General features: G+C 67.4%; 12 protein-coding genes and 2 pseudogenes. 8 read left to right on the plus strand and 6 right to left on the minus strand.

Annotation, left to right across the window (positions count from 1 at the left end; translation table 11 throughout):
* Entirely contained in the window at window positions 1-489 is a 489-nt protein-coding gene (locus NFL01S_RS29035) for a GbsR/MarR family transcriptional regulator (RefSeq protein WP_062979483.1), read from the plus strand.
* Window positions 490-537: 48 nt separating this feature from the next.
* On the opposite strand, the gene NFL01S_RS29040 is transcribed toward NFL01S_RS29035, so the two are convergent.
* Both NFL01S_RS29040 and NFL01S_RS29045 read right to left on the minus strand, forming a co-directional pair.
* Window positions 538-1,428, minus strand: a complete 891-nt coding sequence (locus tag NFL01S_RS29040; protein ID WP_168433922.1) for an alpha/beta fold hydrolase — start codon at window positions 1,426-1,428, stop codon at window positions 538-540.
* A 404-nt stretch (window positions 1,429-1,832) separates the two neighbouring features.
* A pseudogene (locus tag NFL01S_RS29045) lies at window positions 1,833-2,927 on the minus strand (UPF0182 family protein); the annotation flags it as partial.
* Window positions 2,928-3,237: 310 nt separating this feature from the next.
* On the opposite strand from NFL01S_RS29045, the gene NFL01S_RS29050 reads away from it, so the two are divergent.
* From NFL01S_RS29050 to NFL01S_RS29065, 3 genes are all read left to right on the plus strand, one after another.
* Complete coding sequence (locus NFL01S_RS29050; RefSeq protein WP_062979485.1) at window positions 3,238-4,167, plus strand: alpha/beta fold hydrolase; 930 nt, start codon at window positions 3,238-3,240, stop codon at window positions 4,165-4,167.
* A 591-nt stretch (window positions 4,168-4,758) separates the two neighbouring features.
* Window positions 4,759-5,442, plus strand: coding sequence for an MspA family porin (locus NFL01S_RS29060; protein WP_062979487.1), 684 nt, complete (start codon window positions 4,759-4,761; stop codon window positions 5,440-5,442).
* Window positions 5,443-5,505: 63 nt separating this feature from the next.
* Entirely contained in the window at window positions 5,506-6,174 is a 669-nt protein-coding gene (locus NFL01S_RS29065; RefSeq protein WP_062979488.1) for an MspA family porin, read from the plus strand.
* An 81-nt stretch (window positions 6,175-6,255) separates the two neighbouring features.
* On the opposite strand, the gene NFL01S_RS29070 is transcribed toward NFL01S_RS29065, so the two are convergent.
* The 3 genes from NFL01S_RS29070 to uxaC form a co-directional block, all read right to left on the minus strand.
* Entirely contained in the window at window positions 6,256-7,611 is a 1,356-nt protein-coding gene (locus tag NFL01S_RS29070) for a mannitol dehydrogenase family protein (protein ID WP_062979489.1), read from the minus strand.
* 63 nt (window positions 7,612-7,674) lie between these two features.
* Window positions 7,675-8,961, minus strand: a complete 1,287-nt coding sequence (locus NFL01S_RS29075) for an MFS transporter (protein ID WP_157117054.1) — start codon at window positions 8,959-8,961, stop codon at window positions 7,675-7,677.
* Window positions 8,958-10,382 (minus strand): glucuronate isomerase, encoded by a 1,425-nt coding sequence (gene uxaC / locus NFL01S_RS29080; RefSeq protein WP_062979490.1) that lies wholly within the window; start codon window positions 10,380-10,382, stop codon window positions 8,958-8,960. The genes NFL01S_RS29075 and uxaC overlap by 4 nt, the downstream gene beginning before the upstream one ends.
* Window positions 10,383-10,505: 123 nt before the next feature.
* On the opposite strand from uxaC, the gene NFL01S_RS29085 reads away from it, so the two are divergent.
* On the plus strand, window positions 10,506-11,795 hold the full coding sequence (locus NFL01S_RS29085; RefSeq protein ID WP_062979491.1) for a lactate racemase domain-containing protein: 1,290 nt from the start codon (window positions 10,506-10,508) through the stop codon (window positions 11,793-11,795).
* A gap of 38 nt (window positions 11,796-11,833) precedes the next feature.
* Here NFL01S_RS29085 and NFL01S_RS34880 read toward each other — a convergent pair.
* A pseudogene (locus NFL01S_RS34880) lies at window positions 11,834-12,754 on the minus strand (LacI family DNA-binding transcriptional regulator); the annotation flags it as partial.
* A gap of 222 nt (window positions 12,755-12,976) precedes the next feature.
* Between NFL01S_RS34880 and NFL01S_RS29095 the strand changes: the two are divergent.
* From NFL01S_RS29095 to larB, 3 genes are all read left to right on the plus strand, one after another.
* Window positions 12,977-14,248 (plus strand): MFS transporter, encoded by a 1,272-nt coding sequence (locus tag NFL01S_RS29095; RefSeq protein WP_063916092.1) that lies wholly within the window; start codon window positions 12,977-12,979, stop codon window positions 14,246-14,248.
* Between the two features lie 115 nt (window positions 14,249-14,363).
* Entirely contained in the window at window positions 14,364-15,212 is an 849-nt protein-coding gene (larE, locus tag NFL01S_RS29100) for an ATP-dependent sacrificial sulfur transferase LarE (protein ID WP_062979493.1), read from the plus strand.
* Window positions 15,209-15,883, plus strand: a complete 675-nt coding sequence (larB, locus tag NFL01S_RS29105; protein WP_062979494.1) for a nickel pincer cofactor biosynthesis protein LarB — start codon at window positions 15,209-15,211, stop codon at window positions 15,881-15,883. Before larE ends, larB begins: the two co-directional genes overlap by 4 nt.
* The last annotated feature ends 10 nt before the right edge of the window (window positions 15,884-15,893 follow it).

Genomic DNA, 15,893 nt, shown 5'->3' on the forward strand with positions numbered 1-15,893 from the left:
GTGGACGAGCAGGACCAGCAGGAACAGGCGGTCCTGCGGTTCGTCGAGCAATTCGCGCTGTTGCTCGCGGACTCGGGCACACCGCGGATGGCGGCCCGAGTCTTCGCCTACGTTCTCGCAGACGATGCCGAGCGCTACACCGCCCAGGAACTCTCGACCGGGCTCCAGGTCAGCCCCGCCGCGATCTCGGGCGCTGTCCGCTACCTCGTCCAAGCCGGGCTGCTCGGCCGGGAACGCGAGCCCGGGGAGCGCGCCGACACCTATCGGGTCTACGACGAAGATGTCTGGTACGCGATCACCAGCCGGCGTCAGGAATCGCTCGACCGGGCCCTGCGGTTCCTCAGCGACGGTGTCGAACTGCTCGACGCCGCCCGTCCCGGTGGCCGCCGGGTCCGCGAGACGCTGGAGTACTACCGGTTCATGCGTGCCGAACTTCCCGAGATGATGAGCCGCTGGCAGAAGCACCGCCGCGAGATGTTCCCCGACTGATCCGCATATCCCGACAGTCTCGATGTCCGCTGGCCGATCCGGCCGGGCTCACAGGCGTCCGGTCAGGTCGTCGACCAGTTCCACGACTCCGGCCGGGTCGTCGTCGAGGGCCAGGTGCCCACAACTCGGAAGGACACGCAGCTCGGTCCCGAGCAGGTCGTGAACGGCGGGTTCCAGACGACGGGGTGGCAGGAAGATATCGTGCGAACCGGTGGCCACCACGCAGGGGGCCGACCGGCAACGTTCGAGTACTCCGGGATTCAGTGGCGCCGGCGCCAGGGTGGACCGGCAGTAGCGGGCGACCAGGGTCATCCAATCCACCAGATGCGGTGCAACAGTTCGTGCCGGGCCCGTCATCGCTTGCAGAAGGCTGCTCGTGTGGTCCCGTGACGGAGCGGCGAGCCAGGCCAGGGTCGCCACGAGCAGGCGCGGCGGCACCGCCAGGCGAACCAGCCCGGCCGGTGCTATCAGCACCTGGCCGCCGACCCGTGGCGATGAGCAGGCCAGGGCTATCGCGCCGCCCAGCGAATGTCCGAGCAACACGGCGGTATCGGGCACGGTCTGCTCCAGCACCTCGTCGAGCCACCGTCCATACCAGTCCGTCCGGTCCCTGGTGGGCCGCTGCGGCGCACTGAGCCCGGGCTGGCCCGGTATATCCACGGCGATGACCCGGTACCGGGTCGCCAGCTCGGCCAGGAACGGAAGCAAGGCCGCGGTGTTCATGTTCGTTCCGGGGACCACCACGACGACGGGCCCCGGCTCGTGGGTATCGCCGAGAGCTAGGACGTGGGTGGGTCCGGCCGACGTCGTAATGGTCGACTGCCGGTGGGCGGTGCGCGAGTCGTGAAACTGCTCGCTGCACCACCTGCGGATCACTTCACCGCTGGGCGGGTTGATATATGCCGAAACCATCCGTCGGCCGGATCCGGGAGAACTCATCAGGCAAGATCGTCTTTCGTCGGCTGCGATCCCGGCCCGCGGCTGGACCGGGATCGCCGACCAGGCTTCCCGGCTCTCCATTCTCAACGATGCCGCACGGGCCGCCGCCGGCGCAAACGACAAGTCCGGAATCCTGCCGCCGTGGGCACCGGCCGGGGGTCATCCACCAGGGCCGTTCAGCTGCTGCTGGATTCGGTCGAGCGCGTCGCGGATACCCTCGATCTGGGCGTTGAGTTCGGCGACCGTCGCCTCGTCCAGTGCGGGAGGCGCCTGTTCGGGTGGCGTGGTTGCCGGTGGCGGTGAGGGCCGGCCAGGGGGTGGGGGAGCGGCCGCGCTGCCGCCGGGGGCGGTGGCGAGGTCTCCGGTTTCGGCGCCGAATACCTGGTCCAGCGCTTCGGCGAGGGTAGGGGCGTAGCCGACGCGGACGCCGGCCGTGGCGGGCGGGTTCCGATCCCCGGGTACGGCCGGTACTCGACGCGGTCGTCGCCGATCCCGTACGCCTGCCGGGTCGCGGCGATATTCCGTTCGATGTAGACACGTTGCTTATCGGCGGCGTTCGGGCGGACCGAGAGTTGCTCCACGGCCAGCGGCCAGACCCCGCCCACCAGGATCGACGACAACAAAAGCATCGCGGCGGCCAACGCGGGGATACGCAGATCCCGGACCACGACGGCGGAGAAGAAGGCCGCGGCGCAGATCAACGCGATCGCGAACAGGATGAGCTTGGCCGGCAGCACCGCGTTGATATCGGTGTATCCGGCGCCGGTGAACGTGGGTTCCTGGCTGTCCCCGGCGAGCAGCGTGTACCGGTCGAGCCAGTAGGCGATGGCCTTCACCAGGACGAAGAGGCCGGCGAACACCACCAGCTGGACGCGGGCAGGGTGGCTCAGTCCGGGCCGCCCGGCAGCGATCCGCAGTCCACCGAACAGGTAGTGCGTTGCCAGTCCGGCGAGGAAACCGAGGAAGATCAGCACGAGCAGCCAGGTCACCACGAGCCGGTAGAACGGCAGGTCGAAAACGTAGAAACCGATATCGTGCCCGAACTCGGGATCGCGCAGACCGAAGGATCCGCCGTGCAGAAACAGCTGTACGGTCGTCCACCGCGACTGTCCGATGAGCCCGCAGACGACCCCGATCGCACCGGCGATTCCCAGCCCGAACCACAAGGGTCGCCGCAACACCGTGATGCGGTAGGGCAGCAGGTAGTCCTCGGTCCGCGGGAGGGCGACCAGTGGACGGTAACGGAACGCGAGCCACATCGCCGTGAAGAGGACACCACCCACGAGCGCCGAGATCACGGCGAACAGCGACAGGCGAGTGAACAGCACAGTGCGCCAGACTTCGCGATAACCGACCTCACCGAACCACAACCAGCTGGTATAGACCCCGACCAGCCGCGCGGCCACGAGAAGGAACACGAGGAACCCGACAGAGGCCATCAGCAGCAGTCGCGCACCGCGTGGCAATCGCGGCAGGCTCAGACCCTCGTGTGCGCTCATCTCCCACGCTCCCGTGGCTGCGCTCGCCTGATGGGTGGGTGGCCGGCACCGACCGTAGCTCCGATACTACCGATGCCGCCGCAGGGCAGGGCCGGACCGGAGACGCCGACAGAATGCAGAACTGCCCTTCGCGGAAGTACGGTTCTGTATCCGGAGGCCGCCGCGATCACGAAGCCCGGTGGCCGCACTCGACCGCAGGGTGCCGACGTCCCGCTACGGCGGACGCCGGCTCCTGCACCGGCGCCGGTGATCGGATCGCAGCCGGCGGCGATATGGTCCGTGGTGTTGGTCTGCGGCGAACGAGAGGGCAATGACAGTGACGACCGAGCAGGCTGTCGCGGCTCCGGGATGGTTCGCCGAGGCGATCGCGGAGTTGCCCGAACATCGTGAAGTCGAGGTCGACGGGGCAGCGATTCATCTGCGTTGCTGGGGTCGCGCCGGAACTCCCGGCGTGGTTCTGGTGCACGGCGGATCGGCGCATTCGGCCTGGTGGGACCATATCGCTCCCTTGCTGGCGACGACGTATCGCGTGGTGGCGCCGGATCTGTCCGGCCACGGCGACAGCGGCGTCCGATCGCGCTACCCGATCGACGGCTGGGCCGACGAGGTGCTGGCCGCCGCCGAGGCCGGGGGGATCGCCGGGCGGCCGTATATCGTCGGGCACAGTATGGGCGGAAGGGTGGCCGCTGTGGCGGGCGCACGGTATCCGGAGTCGGTCGCGGGTCTGATCGTCATCGATTCGCCGTTTCGTGAGCCGTCCGCAGAATCCGTCGCCGGGCAGCTCCGCCGTAGTCAGAAGGCCTACCCGACCGAAGACGCGATCTACGACCGCTTCCGTACGGTGCCGGAACAGGCCGTGCTGCTCCCGTATGTGGCGCGGCATGTGGCCGAGGAATCGGTGCGGAACACCCCTGAGGGATGGGTCTGGAAGTTCGATCCCGAGATGCTGCGTAAACGCCTCGAACGCGGGCGCATCCCACCTCTCGGCTCACTGCGGGCCGCAGCGGCCCCTGTGCTCTACATCCGCTGCGAGCTCGGGTTGGTGGACCGTAAACGGGCACGGGAGATAGCGGGATTGTTCGAGCCACCCGCGACGGTTGTCGAATTGGCCGAAGCCGGCCACCACCCGATGATGGACCAGCCACTTCCGCTCGTCGCGACCCTGCGTACGGCTCTTGCCCAGTGGGATTCCGCCGACAGGAGCAACAGACCGGGTGCATTCGCCCGCGATCTGCAGTAATCCGAATCCCTGTCACCCTGTCACCCTGTCACCCTGTCACCCTGTCACCCTGTCACCGGTGGGTGCCGGGCCGATGATCAGTCGTGGCCTCCTGTCGATACCCGGTCGGTAGGTGCGGCGGCTGATGGCTCGGTCCAGGCGTGCCCACCGCCTCGCTCGAACTCGGGCGGAACAGCTCACGGTAACCATCCTCCCACATATCAGAATGTGTGTCTCAAGTTTGCGAATGTAATTCTCGTGAACTGGTTCCGCCGGCGCCACCGCAGGTCAGATGAGCTCGCCGGCCGTGGTGTCCGTAGCGGATCGTCGGAGGTGGCGGCGCGCCGGAGGGCTACGACAACTCGAGGCAACCGGTTGCGACGAATTCCCCCGGTAATCGACCATGACCACACGTTGTGATCGAAACCACTCCCGACCCGCAGGCCGATCACTCGTACTCCGCCGAAGGCGACCGGCGCAATCGCCTTCACGACAGCTCTTTCGCGGGAGCGTCGATATCGACCGCCCTCGCGAATTCCGGCGAATCCGTAATCGCCCGAAGAGCGTTCTCGGATATCTGCGTCGTTTTCGATCGAGATGAGGGTAGATCTGATGAATTCAACTGATCCGGTGACCACCGGAGCGGTCGCCGCGGCCCGCCTGGCGGGCCTGGGTTGCGCTGTCGCGGCCGCCGTGGGCCTGCTGTCGGCCGGCGCGGCGAATGCCGATGCCTTCGTTCCCCTACCGGACGGAGCAGAGGCCACCAGCGGCGCGACCATCACACGTACCGGCGAACACGCTGTCGTGTCATCGTCCATGGCCGCCAACGGCGTAGGCCGGGTGGTCTGGGTATCCGCAAACATCACCGCGGACGTCACCGCAACCCGGATCGTCGAAAAGGCGGGGCCCGGTACCGCGCCCAGCAACAGGCCGGGTACCGATAATTCGTGGACCCACGGTGCCTCCCAGGTCAATACCGGTTATATCGTCGGTTGCCAGGTCAGCATCTCCGATACCGCGATCTCGGCCGGCATGTCGGGAAACCTCAGCGCCAACGGTTTCGGGGTCAACGCCTCCGGTGGCCTCCAGATGGGACCGGGCGAGGTGAAGTTCGTAGGGGTCGGCAAGAAGAGCATTCTCGAGCCGGGCACCTATTCGCTCGGGTACCGGGATTTCGAAATCCAGATTCAAGGCTGTGCCGGCTACGCGCAGGCGCGTTCCTATACCGTCCTCGAACTCATCGGCGAATACCATTCCAAGGTCACCCTCTATGGGCAGCCATTCAGCATCGGCTGATGCGGTCGGTCGAATTCATTTCTTTCGCCGAAAAGATATCCATTCCCGAGAAGGTCTTGAAGCATGATCAAATCCAAATTGGTCGCACGAGCTGCCGGTGCGTGCCTCACCGCCGTCACCGCCGTGGGACTGCTTGCCGCAGGCACCGCCCACGCCGATACATTCGTCCCCCTGCCCGGTGGCGAGATCTCCCAGACTCTGGGCGACGGCACGGTCGTCACCGTGCGATTGTTCGGTGAATCCGCAACCATCAACCCGTCCCTCGGATCGACGCCGCTGCATCGCAACACATGGGTATCGGGCACGGCGGAGGCCGTGGTCACCGGGCAACCCCTGAAACTCGGAAAGATCCGGCCCGGTTATGTCGTCGGTTGCCAGGTCAATATCGGTGGTGGTGGTGTCAACAGTGGCGCCGGATACAGCTCCGACTGGGAGGGATCCCGGCCCAATCCGAGTGGAAGCCTCGGCGGCAATCTGAGCCTGGGGCCCGGCGAGGCCCAGCAGTTCTTCATCCTCGATCAGGAACGCGCCGACCCGTTCGGGGAGAGCGTCCACAACACGTTCAACCCGTTCCGCAGCGGCAGGGGCGGGGTCTCCTGGAAGAATACGACCATCGCGCTGTCCGGTTGCGCCGGATACGCGCAGGCCCGCGCGTTCGTACGCGTGGAGGTGGAGACCGAGAAGGCCACGCAGGACGTGACGCTCTGGGGGCAGCCCTTCAGCCTCGGCTGACAGTCCTCGCCCCGAGACCCGCCCGGTTCGTACTTGTTCCGGGTGGGTCTTACGCACGTGTCGCGGCGGCGGTGCTTCGGATCATCCGTTCCGCAGGCGATGCATTTCGTTCAATATGGCCGCCCGGAGTGGGACATCGACCCCGAGCGACGGGTCCAACCGCGCCAGCGCCGAATCGATATCGTGAACCCCTGCCGCGCCCGGATCGGAGACCGGAACACCGTGGCCGGTCAGATGACATACCCAGCCGGCGATGGCCCGGACAGCTCCCTCCGGTATTCGGCCCGCGGTCCGTTCGCGGTGCAGCACCGGCAGGATCCGGACCGGAAGTTTTTTCGAACCGTCCATTGCGATCTGCTCGAGCCGATGGCGGATGCGCGGGTTCGCGAACCTCTCGAGCAGGGCCCGCCGATACGCGCCGAGATCGGCGCCCGGCAGGCCGGTATGCGGTTCCGCCTCGCGCCACCACAGGTCGAGCCACGTGCGGCACACCTGGTCTCGCACGGCCGACGCCACGGTGCGATGTCCCCGCAGTGGTGCGGTGTACGCCAACAGCGAGTGAGCTCCGTTGAGCAACCAGAGTTTCCGGTTCTCGTACGGCGTGACATCCGACGTGAATACCGCGCCCGACGATTCCCAGCCCGGCCGGCCGGCCGGGAAATCACCGCACAACACCCATTCACGGAAGGGCTCGGTGACGACGGGTGCGGCATCTCGGTAGCCGAGGGTGCGTTCCACAAGCGCCGAGTCGTCCGGGGTGGTTGCGGGTGTGATGCGGTCCACCGCGGAGGTCACGAAGCAGACATGTGAGTCGATCCATCGGGTAAGCGAAGGTTGGGTCAGCTCGGCGAACTCCCTTACCAGCCGGGCGAGCACCGCACCGTTGCCGGGGAGGTTGTCGCAAGGCACCAGCGCAATCGGCCCCGCACCGGCGGCACGGCGCGCGGCGAGGCCGGCAACCAGCCGCCCGACCGCTGTGGAACAACCTGCCCGTACATCCGCGCGCAGGGCCGCGATATCTGCCGCCACTGCGAGGTCCTGGTGATCGAGTCCGCCGTCTTCACCGCGGAGGTAACCGGCCTCGGTCACGGTGAGCGTCACCACGGCCACTTGCGAGGTCGCGAACAAGCCCAGCCACGACTCGGTGTCGGAGGCCGGGTAGGTGTGACTCAGTGCCCGGACGGTTTCGAATTCGTCGCGCTCATGAGCCCGGGTTACGAGGGTGTACAGCCCGTCCTGGGCGGACAGTGTTTCCGCGACGGCGGGGCTGCGGCCGGTGAAGGCCGCGATTCCCCATTCGCCCGAGTCCGCGGCATGAGCGGTGTACCACGCCTGGTGGGCACGGAAGAAGTTGCCGAGACCCAGATGGATCATACGTACCGGCGGCGCCGGACGGTTGTCGCGCGCGAAAGGGACAGGGGTGGGCCCGACCGTCATCGAAATCAACTCTCTGTGTGTGTGAGCCGTCGAACAAACGAGGTGCCTTCCGGTCCTGCGGATTCAGCGGCTTCCCTTGACTCTCAGGTGGATAACGGCGCCGCCGAGCACGGTGAAGACACCGCCTGCCAGGTACAGCGCCGCGTAGTTCTTGTCTCCGGACGGTCCCAGGGTCAACAACACCGACGCCGCCAGCGGAGCGATACCGTGCGGTATCTGGTGGGCGTAGTTCATGATTCCGATGAACCGGCCCGCTTCCTTACGGTCGGGCAGCACGTCGAGGAGTACCGCCTGATCGACAGCCGAGAAGGCACCCATGCCCAGATTCGACAAGGCCGCGCCGGCGATCAGCCCCGCGACCCCGACGGACAACGCCATGACGACCGCGCCGAGCGCGAACACGATACCGGCCAGCAGAACCAGCAGGCGCCGCCGCCGCAACCGGTCGGAGAGGTAACCGCCACCGAGCGCACCGATTGTCGTGGCCACCATGCCCGCACCGGCTACCGCGGTCACCAGGCCGGCGACCTCGCTCACGCCGGTGCCGAGCCGCTGAGCGAACAGGTACGTGGTGTAGGTCGTATTGAAGGTGAGCCCGACATAGAACAGGAACCGGCCCAGCCAATTCCATGAGAAGTCGTGCTCACGGCGAGGGTCGAACAGCAACTTGCCGAACAGGCGCCGCAGGTCGAGTGGTTCCCGCGGCTCCGTGGCGGGTATGTCCTCGCTACCGGTGGCGACGAGCGGCAGGACCAACAGCACCCCGATCAGCCCCGGTACCAGCAGCAGGGTCACCGGGTCGCCGGTGCCGAGCGAGGCGAGACCGACGCCCAGCGCCGGAGCTGCCAGCGTGGCGAATCCGGCCAGCCCGGCAACGCGACCTCGCTGTTCCTCCGGTACGAGGTCTGCCTGCAGACTGCTGGTGGCTGTCTGGGCAGCCATGGACCAGCCGAGTACGGTCAGTAGCCAGCCGATGGTCAGGATGGTCATATCGGGCGCCGCGGCCAGTACCGCGAGTCCCGTCGTGCCGATCAGCGCACCACCCGCGAGGAACGGGCGGCGGCGGCCGAATCGCAGGCGGGTCCGATCGCTGTAGACGCCGAGGAGCGGTTGGAGCAGCATGGAGAACGCGCCACCGGCCCCGGTGAGATAGCCGAGGTATTCCTCGCGCCCGGGCGCGAGCTGATCGATGCGCAGTGCCAGCGAGTAGGCCATGGCCGCGGTGTAGGCGATACCCGTCCCGACGATCGCCAGCAGCAGTTTCACGACGAAGCCGCGGCCGACCGGAGTTCGGGGCCCGGCCACGGCAACCGGTACGGACGCCGTCGCCGGACCCGTGCCGATGGTCATAGTTTGAAGACCCGTCTCGGCTGTTCCCGTACCAGCTCACCGGCGATGACAACGGCTTCGTCTTCGCCGAGGCGATGTTCGGCGACGAGATGGGCCAGTGCCGCCGCGTCGAGCCGCCGGGCCATATCGTGCCGTGCCGGTATCGAACAGAATGCGCGGGTGTCGTCGACGAATCCGGCGAGTTTTCGATAGCCCGCGGTTTCGGTGACCGCACCGTGGAATCGGTGGATGGCGTCGGGCGCGTCGAGAAACCACCACGGCGCGCCGGCGAACACCGTCGGATAGAAACCGGCCAGCGGCGCGATATCCCGTGAATACGTGGTTTCGTCGAGAGTGAACAGGACCAGGTTGAGATTCGGATGCGTGCCGAAGTTCTCCAGCAGTGGGCGCAGGCCATCGGTGAATTCCACGCGCAGGGGAAGGTCGTGCCCGGTATCGGGTCCGAAGGTGGCGGCGGTGGGGCCGTGGTGGTTGCGGCGGACAGCGGGATGCAACATCATCACCAGTCCGTCCTCGGTGGACATCCGGGCCATCTCGAAGAGCATATGGCGGCGGAACGCCACGGCCTCGGCCGCCGTCACCGAACCCGCGCGTGCGGCGCGATAGATACGACGTGCCTCGGCCGCGCCGAGCGGATGCGTGTTCACGTCCTCGTGGCTGTGATCGGTCGCGGTGGCACCGTGCGCGGTGAAGTACCCCCGGCGTTTTTCCAGCGCCTCGATGTACCCGTCGTAGTCGCCGGTGTCGACATCCGATACCGCAGCAAGGCGATCGACGGACCGGTCCCATCCCGGCGACGCCGGTTCGAGGTAACGGTCCGGGCGGAAGGTGGGAACGACCCGGCCGGTCCATGCCGGGTCGGCGGCGAGTCTGGCATGCGCGCTCAGATCGTCACAGGGGTCGTCCGTGGTGGCCAGCACGTCGATACCGAACCGCTCGTACAGCCGCCGCGGCCGGTAATCGGGCTGCCGTAGCCGGTCGGCGATCCGGTCGTAGAGAGCATCGGCGTTATGCGCGCTGGGGCGTTCGGTGATTCCGAAGATCTCGGCGAGCTCCACGTCGAACCAGTACCGCACCGGCGTGCCCCGGAAAACTTCCCAGTTCGCGCATACGCTGCGCCAGACCGCGCGCGCCTGCGGCTCGGACAGTTCGCCGCGGCCGACGCCGAGCCGGTCCAGCGGAATCCTGTTCGCGTGCAGCAGTCGCGTCACATAGTGATCCGGTGTGATCAGCAGGCCGGCCGGATCGGAAAAGGGTTCGTCATCGGCGAGCAGGCGCGCGTCGACGTGCCCGTGCGGAGAGACGATCCGCTCGTTGCGCACTGCGCGATGAAGCCGCTGCGCCACGGCGCGCGCCCCTGGGTCGGCCGGGAACAGCCGGTCGGGATGGGGCGCCGCGTGCACCGCGGAAACAGAAAGCATGCACGCTATGCTGTGCGCTCGCCCGATTCGCGGGCAATCGGTTGCCTCCAGTTGTCATCGCCGGTTGCCGTACCCCCGCGCTCGGCGCCATGGTTCGAGGACGAACCCCGGAGGAGAGCGCCCGTGCCCGAACGCTGTGCCGCAACCATCGGTGGACCGGACGAGACGCTCGGCGCGGAGCAGTTGCGCGCCTTCGTGGCCGGGCAACTGGCGACGCTCGACCTCGACGGGCGCAGCGTATGCCTGGTCGTGCCCGACGCCACCCGCAGCTGTCCGCTGCCACTGCTGATCTCGGCCCTGCACAGCGAACTACACGGCCGCGCCACCCGGATCACGGTCGTCATCGCATTGGGCACGCACGCGGCCATGAGCGAGGAGCGACTCGCGAGCCGGCTGGGATACCCGGCCGGTGCACTTGCCGAACGCTATCCGGGCATGACCGTGCGGAACCACGAATGGTGGGAGTCGGCAACCTTTTTCACAGCCGGCCATATCCCCGCCGAGCGTATCGCCGAACTCTCCGGCGGACTACTGCGCACCGGTGTCGACGTACGAGTCAATCGTGCCGTGGTCGAACACGACGTCACGATCATCGTGGGACCGGTGTTCCCGCACGAGGTGGTCGGCTTCTCCGGCGGGAACAAGTACCTCTTCCCTGGTCTCTCGGGCCCCGAGGTGATCGATGTGTCGCATTGGCTCGGCGCGCTGATCACCAGCCGCGACATCATCGGCACCACCGGGACAACTCCGGTGCGCGCGCTCATCAACGAGGCGGCATCCCTGGTGCCGGGCGAAAGGCACGCCTTGTGCCTGGTGGTCCGGTCGGGTAGCGAAGCGCTGCACAGCGCCGCTTTCGGCGATCCCGTATCGGCGTGGGCGGCCGCCGCCGCCGTCTCCGCGCGGGTTCATATCAGATATCTGGACGCGCCCGTTCGTCGAGTGCTGTCGCTCATCCCCGCCAAGTACGACGATATGTGGACCGCGGCCAAGGGGTTCTACAAGGTCGAGCCGGTTACTGCCGACGGGGGCCAGGTGGTCGTGTACGCACCGCACATCACGACCATCTCCGAGATGCATCCCGAGATCGAGGAAATCGGCTACCACACACGCGATTACTTCGTCCGGCAGTGGGACCGTTTCCGGCATCTTCATTGGGGAGTGCTCGCGCACTCCACCCATCTGCGTGGCGCCGGCACATTCGACGATATCGCCGGGGAACAGTGCCGGGTCACGGTCACCCTGGCCACCGGCATACCGGAACATCGGGTCCGAGCGGCGGGCCTGGACTATTCGGATCCGGCGGGTATCGATATCGATGCCTGGCGCGCGGATCCGGACACCCTGGTGGTCCCCGATGCCGGAGAGGTGCTCTTCCGTCTGCGTGGCCCCGCCGATCCCCGTACGACGAGCTGAGCGGTCAGCGGTACAACCGGATGCGAATTCATCGGTTCACCGCGGATCGCCTGGTGCAGTTCACGGAAAGCCGCGGTGCCCATGGCGCGCAGCGGCGACGCTACGGTTGTCAGCGGGGGAGTGCAGAAGTCGGAACCGAAGACGTTGTCGAATCCGATGACGCTCATCTGCTCGGGCACCCGCACCCCTGCCTGCGTCAGTCCGCGGATCAGGCCGATGGCGAGTAGGTCGTTGTAGGCGAGGACCGCGGTCGGCGCCGTGCGGCGTATGTCTTGCGCCGCTGCCACCCCGGCCGCCATGGTGGGCAGGTACGGGCCGGCACGGCCGACCTTGAGTCCGGTCTCCGCGGCGGTGGCCACCACCGAACGCCAGCGCATACCGTCCACCCAGGAGGCCTCGGGGCCCGCCATATAGGTCACCGAACGGTGGCCGAGACCGGCCAGATGACGTAACGCCGCGCCGACGCCCGATTCGGTATCGGGCACCACACAGCGGGTTCCGGACACGATCCGGTTGAGCACCACCACCGGACGTTGGGTCGCCACCGTTCTGATCGTCCGGTCGGAGAGACGGGAACTGGCCAGGACCACACCGTCGACACCGTGTATCAGCCGGTCGAGCAGCGTCCGTTCCAAGGTCTCCGATTCCTGGGTGTCGGCCAGCAGCATGGCGTACCCGGCCCCGGCAGCCGCCGCCTCGACCCCGCGGATGATGGCGAAGAACACCGGGTTCGTCACATCGGAGACCACCAGCGCGATCGTGGAGGTCTTGCCGTTCTGCAGCGCGCGGGCCAGCGGGTTCGCCCGATAGCCCAGTTCGGCGGCCACTGCGAAGATATGCGTGGCGGTCTGTGCACTCACCCGTCCGGGCCGCGAGAACGCCCGCGACACCGTCGACGGTGCCACGCCCGCCGCCTCGGCAACGTCGTAGATGGTGGGTGGGCGTGGCACTTCGTTCATTCTGGCCGCGAGAATAGCCCCGGGCGCTTCGGTTGGCAACCGTTTGCCATAGCGTTCGGACAAGTTACGGCAACAGGTTGCCGGGCGCGGCGGCACCGGGGCTGAATGGTCGGTGCCCGCGAACCTGCAGCGGGGGAGGGAGATCCGAGATGCTTCGACCGCAGCGCGACGCGCCACGCACGCAACGGGCACCCGGCCGAGACTGTGCTGTGGACAGCGGACGTGCGCCGCGCGACTGAGCCCACGCAGCTCCCCGCCGCCGTGCCCGGCGAGCAGCGGATAGGGCCTGCCTATGTGGTCATGCTCATGCTCGGCAGCTGCGGAGCCTTCATGGCCTATATCACCGTGCTCGCCTACTCACTGGCGGTGCGGGTCGATACGCTCGCGCCCGGCCGGACCGAATACCTCGGCTATCTGACCGGACTCGGCGGCGCCGTATCTCTGCTGGCGGGTCCGGTGGTGGGGGTGATCAGCGATCGCGTACGCACTCGCTTCGGCCGCCGCCGGCCGGTCCTGGTCACCGGCGCGGCAGTCGGGATGTCGGCACTGATCATCGTGGGTCTGGCCCCGAATATCGGGGTCCTGGCGGTGGGCTGGGTACTCACCGTGCTCGGCTGGAGCGCGGCGATGAGTTCGATCACCGCCCTCCAGGCCGACAAACTACCCGCACATCAGCGCGGCACGGTCGCAGGCTTCCTCGGGTTCGCGCAGCAGGGCGCACCGGTTCTGGGAGTTGTGATAGCCGGGTTGCTGGCACAGCACGGTGTCCTGCTGACGGTGGTGCCCGGCCTGCTGGGAGTCGCCCTCTTGCTACCGCTGGTGCTGTTCGCCGCGGAAACCGATACGCGATCGGCGGTGTTCGACGAACCGCTGTCGGTGCGCACGATCGTCCGCACATACCGCTACAACCCGCGCCGCTATCCCGACTTCTCCTGGGAATGGCTCGGAAAATTCTGCTTCCACAGCGGATTGGCGCTCAACACCACGTTCCAGACCTTTTTTCTCGCCCACCGGCTCGGCCTGTCGGTGGCCGGGATAGCGCACGCGGTCGCATGGATCAGCGTGGCCGGAGTGGCCGCAGCCGTGGCCGGATCGGTCGGCGCCGGTTCTCTCTCCGATCGGCTCGGGCGGCGCCGGCCATTCGTCGTGATGGGCGCAGCAGTCTATGCCGGCGGTTCGGCCACGTACGCATTCGCCCACGATTTGCCGCTCTTCCTGGTGGCTGCCTGCCTGTGCGGCTTCGGACTGGGGGTCTTCACCGCGGTCGACCATGCCATCACGCTCGATATTCTGCCCGACCCCCGAGAGGCGGGGCGGTTCATGGCCATCGCCGGTCTCGCCAACACCGTGTCCCGATCCACCGCGCCATTGCTCGCTCCACTCCTGTTGGCCGTAGGGACCGACCATAATTACACCCTCCTGTACCTGACCGGCGGGTCGCTGGTGCTGGCCGGGGGTCTGGTGATCCGCTTCCGGGTCAAGGGGGCCCGGTGAACCCAGCTCCAGCGGCCGATCCGCGGCTCGACGCTGCCTCGAAACAAGTCAGGGCAACCGCTTGCCACACGGTGCGGCCACCCGGCTGAATGAGGGCGACGACAGGAGTACAGCAATGACCGCCACCGCATCCCTGACGGGTGAACTCGCGCTCGCGGCTGAGCAGGTCGCCGCACTCGTGCACGGACAGGATCCGCTCGGTGTGGCCTACTCGGGCGGGGTGGATTCCGCAGTTCTGCTCGCACTCGCCGCCCGGTCTCTGGGAACCGGCCGCGTATGCGCGATCATCGGGGTATCTCCGAGCCTTCCCCGCTCCGAGCTCGACTCTGCCCTTGCGGTGAGCGCCGGGCTCGGTGTCCGTACCGTGACGCTGTCGACCCACGAGGGTGACCGTCCCGAATACCGAGCCAACGGGCCCGATCGCTGTTTCCACTGCAAATACGAGTTGTTCGAACGCATTTCCGCCGATCTGGTACAGCGTGAGGGGCTGGCCGCGATCGCCTATGGCGAAAACGCCGACGATGCCCGCCGGACCGACCGGCCGGGAGCCCGCGCCGCGGCCCATTTCTCCGTCCTGCGACCACTGGCCGACGCGGGAGTAGGCAAAGCCCTCGTCCGCCGGCTGGCACACGCACTCGCACTGCCGAATGCGGACAAACCCGCCGCGCCCTGTCTGGCGTCGCGGATCCCTCATTTCGCCGAAGTGACACCGGAGAAGCTCGGTCAGGTGGAAAGAGCCGAGCAAGCACTGCGGGAGCTGGGTTTTCGCGATCTGCGTATCCGGCACCACGGCGAGGTGGCGCGGATCGAACTGCCTCCCCACGAGATCGGCCGGGCGGTGACACCACCGCTGCGTGACCTGGTCCGCAATGTGGTGCGTGCAAACGGTTTCCAGTTCGTTGCCGTCGATCTGGCCGGAATTCAGTCCGGTGCGTTCACCCTTCCCCTGGTGTCTGTCCGATGACCGTGCCCTGGTCGATTCCCTCGGTGTTCAGCGAACTGGATCACGATCGCACCGCCCGGCGCGGCTACCCCGAAGCGATCTTCTGCCCGGGTAAAACCGCCGAGCAGTTGGCGGCGATCGCCGCCGAAGTACGCGAACACCCGGGCGTGGTGCTGTTCACCCGTGCCGAACCCGAGCAAGCCCGAGCCATCCGGCGGGCGCTGCCCGAGGCACGCTACGAACCGGCCGCCCGGATGCTGGCCTGGCCGCCGGACCCACCCGCCACCAGCGGAGGACGGGTCGTCGTCGCCACGGCCGGAACCACCGATCTCCCGGTGGCGCAAGAGGCGTGGATGACCGCCCGGCATCTCGGCCGGCACTGCGATCTGGTCGCCGATATCGGTGTCGCCGGCCTGCACCGGGTCCTGGGCCGGCTCGAACTGCTGCGTTCGGCCCGGGTCGTGGTCGTGGCCGCCGGTATGGACGGCGCACTACCCAGTGTGGTCGCCGGGCTGATCAGCGCGCCGGTGATCGCCGTACCCACCTCGGTGGGCTACGGGGCCGCCTTCGGTGGCGTCGCACCACTGCTGACCATGCTCAATTCCTGCGCGCCCGGGGTATCGGTGGTCAATATCGACAATGGTTACGGCGCCGGGCATATCGCCGCCCAAATCGCCTCCGCACCCGCGTGATCCGAGCCGT

The sequence above is a fragment of the Nocardia flavorosea NBRC 108225 genome (assembly GCF_001613385.1).
Lineage (GTDB): Bacteria > Actinomycetota > Actinomycetes > Mycobacteriales > Mycobacteriaceae > Nocardia > Nocardia flavorosea.

What these genes read in the sequence shown, in the direction of transcription:
- NFL01S_RS29040 (WP_168433922.1), bottom strand. Translation starts at nt 1,428, where the DNA reads ATGAGTTCTCCCGGATCCGGCCGACGGATGGTTTCGGCATATATCAAC.
- NFL01S_RS29050 (WP_062979485.1), top strand. Translation starts at nt 3,238, where the DNA reads ATGACAGTGACGACCGAGCAGGCTGTCGCGGCTCCGGGATGGTTCGCC.
- NFL01S_RS29060 (WP_062979487.1), top strand. Translation starts at nt 4,759, where the DNA reads ATGAATTCAACTGATCCGGTGACCACCGGAGCGGTCGCCGCGGCCCGC.
- NFL01S_RS29065 (WP_062979488.1), top strand. Translation starts at nt 5,506, where the DNA reads ATGATCAAATCCAAATTGGTCGCACGAGCTGCCGGTGCGTGCCTCACC.
- NFL01S_RS29070 (WP_062979489.1), bottom strand. Translation starts at nt 7,611, where the DNA reads ATGACGGTCGGGCCCACCCCTGTCCCTTTCGCGCGCGACAACCGTCCG.
- NFL01S_RS29075 (WP_157117054.1), bottom strand. Translation starts at nt 8,961, where the DNA reads ATGACCATCGGCACGGGTCCGGCGACGGCGTCCGTACCGGTTGCCGTG.
- uxaC (WP_062979490.1), bottom strand. Translation starts at nt 10,382, where the DNA reads ATGCTTTCTGTTTCCGCGGTGCACGCGGCGCCCCATCCCGACCGGCTG.
- larE (WP_062979493.1), top strand. Translation starts at nt 14,364, where the DNA reads ATGACCGCCACCGCATCCCTGACGGGTGAACTCGCGCTCGCGGCTGAG.
- larB (WP_062979494.1), top strand. Translation starts at nt 15,209, where the DNA reads ATGACCGTGCCCTGGTCGATTCCCTCGGTGTTCAGCGAACTGGATCAC.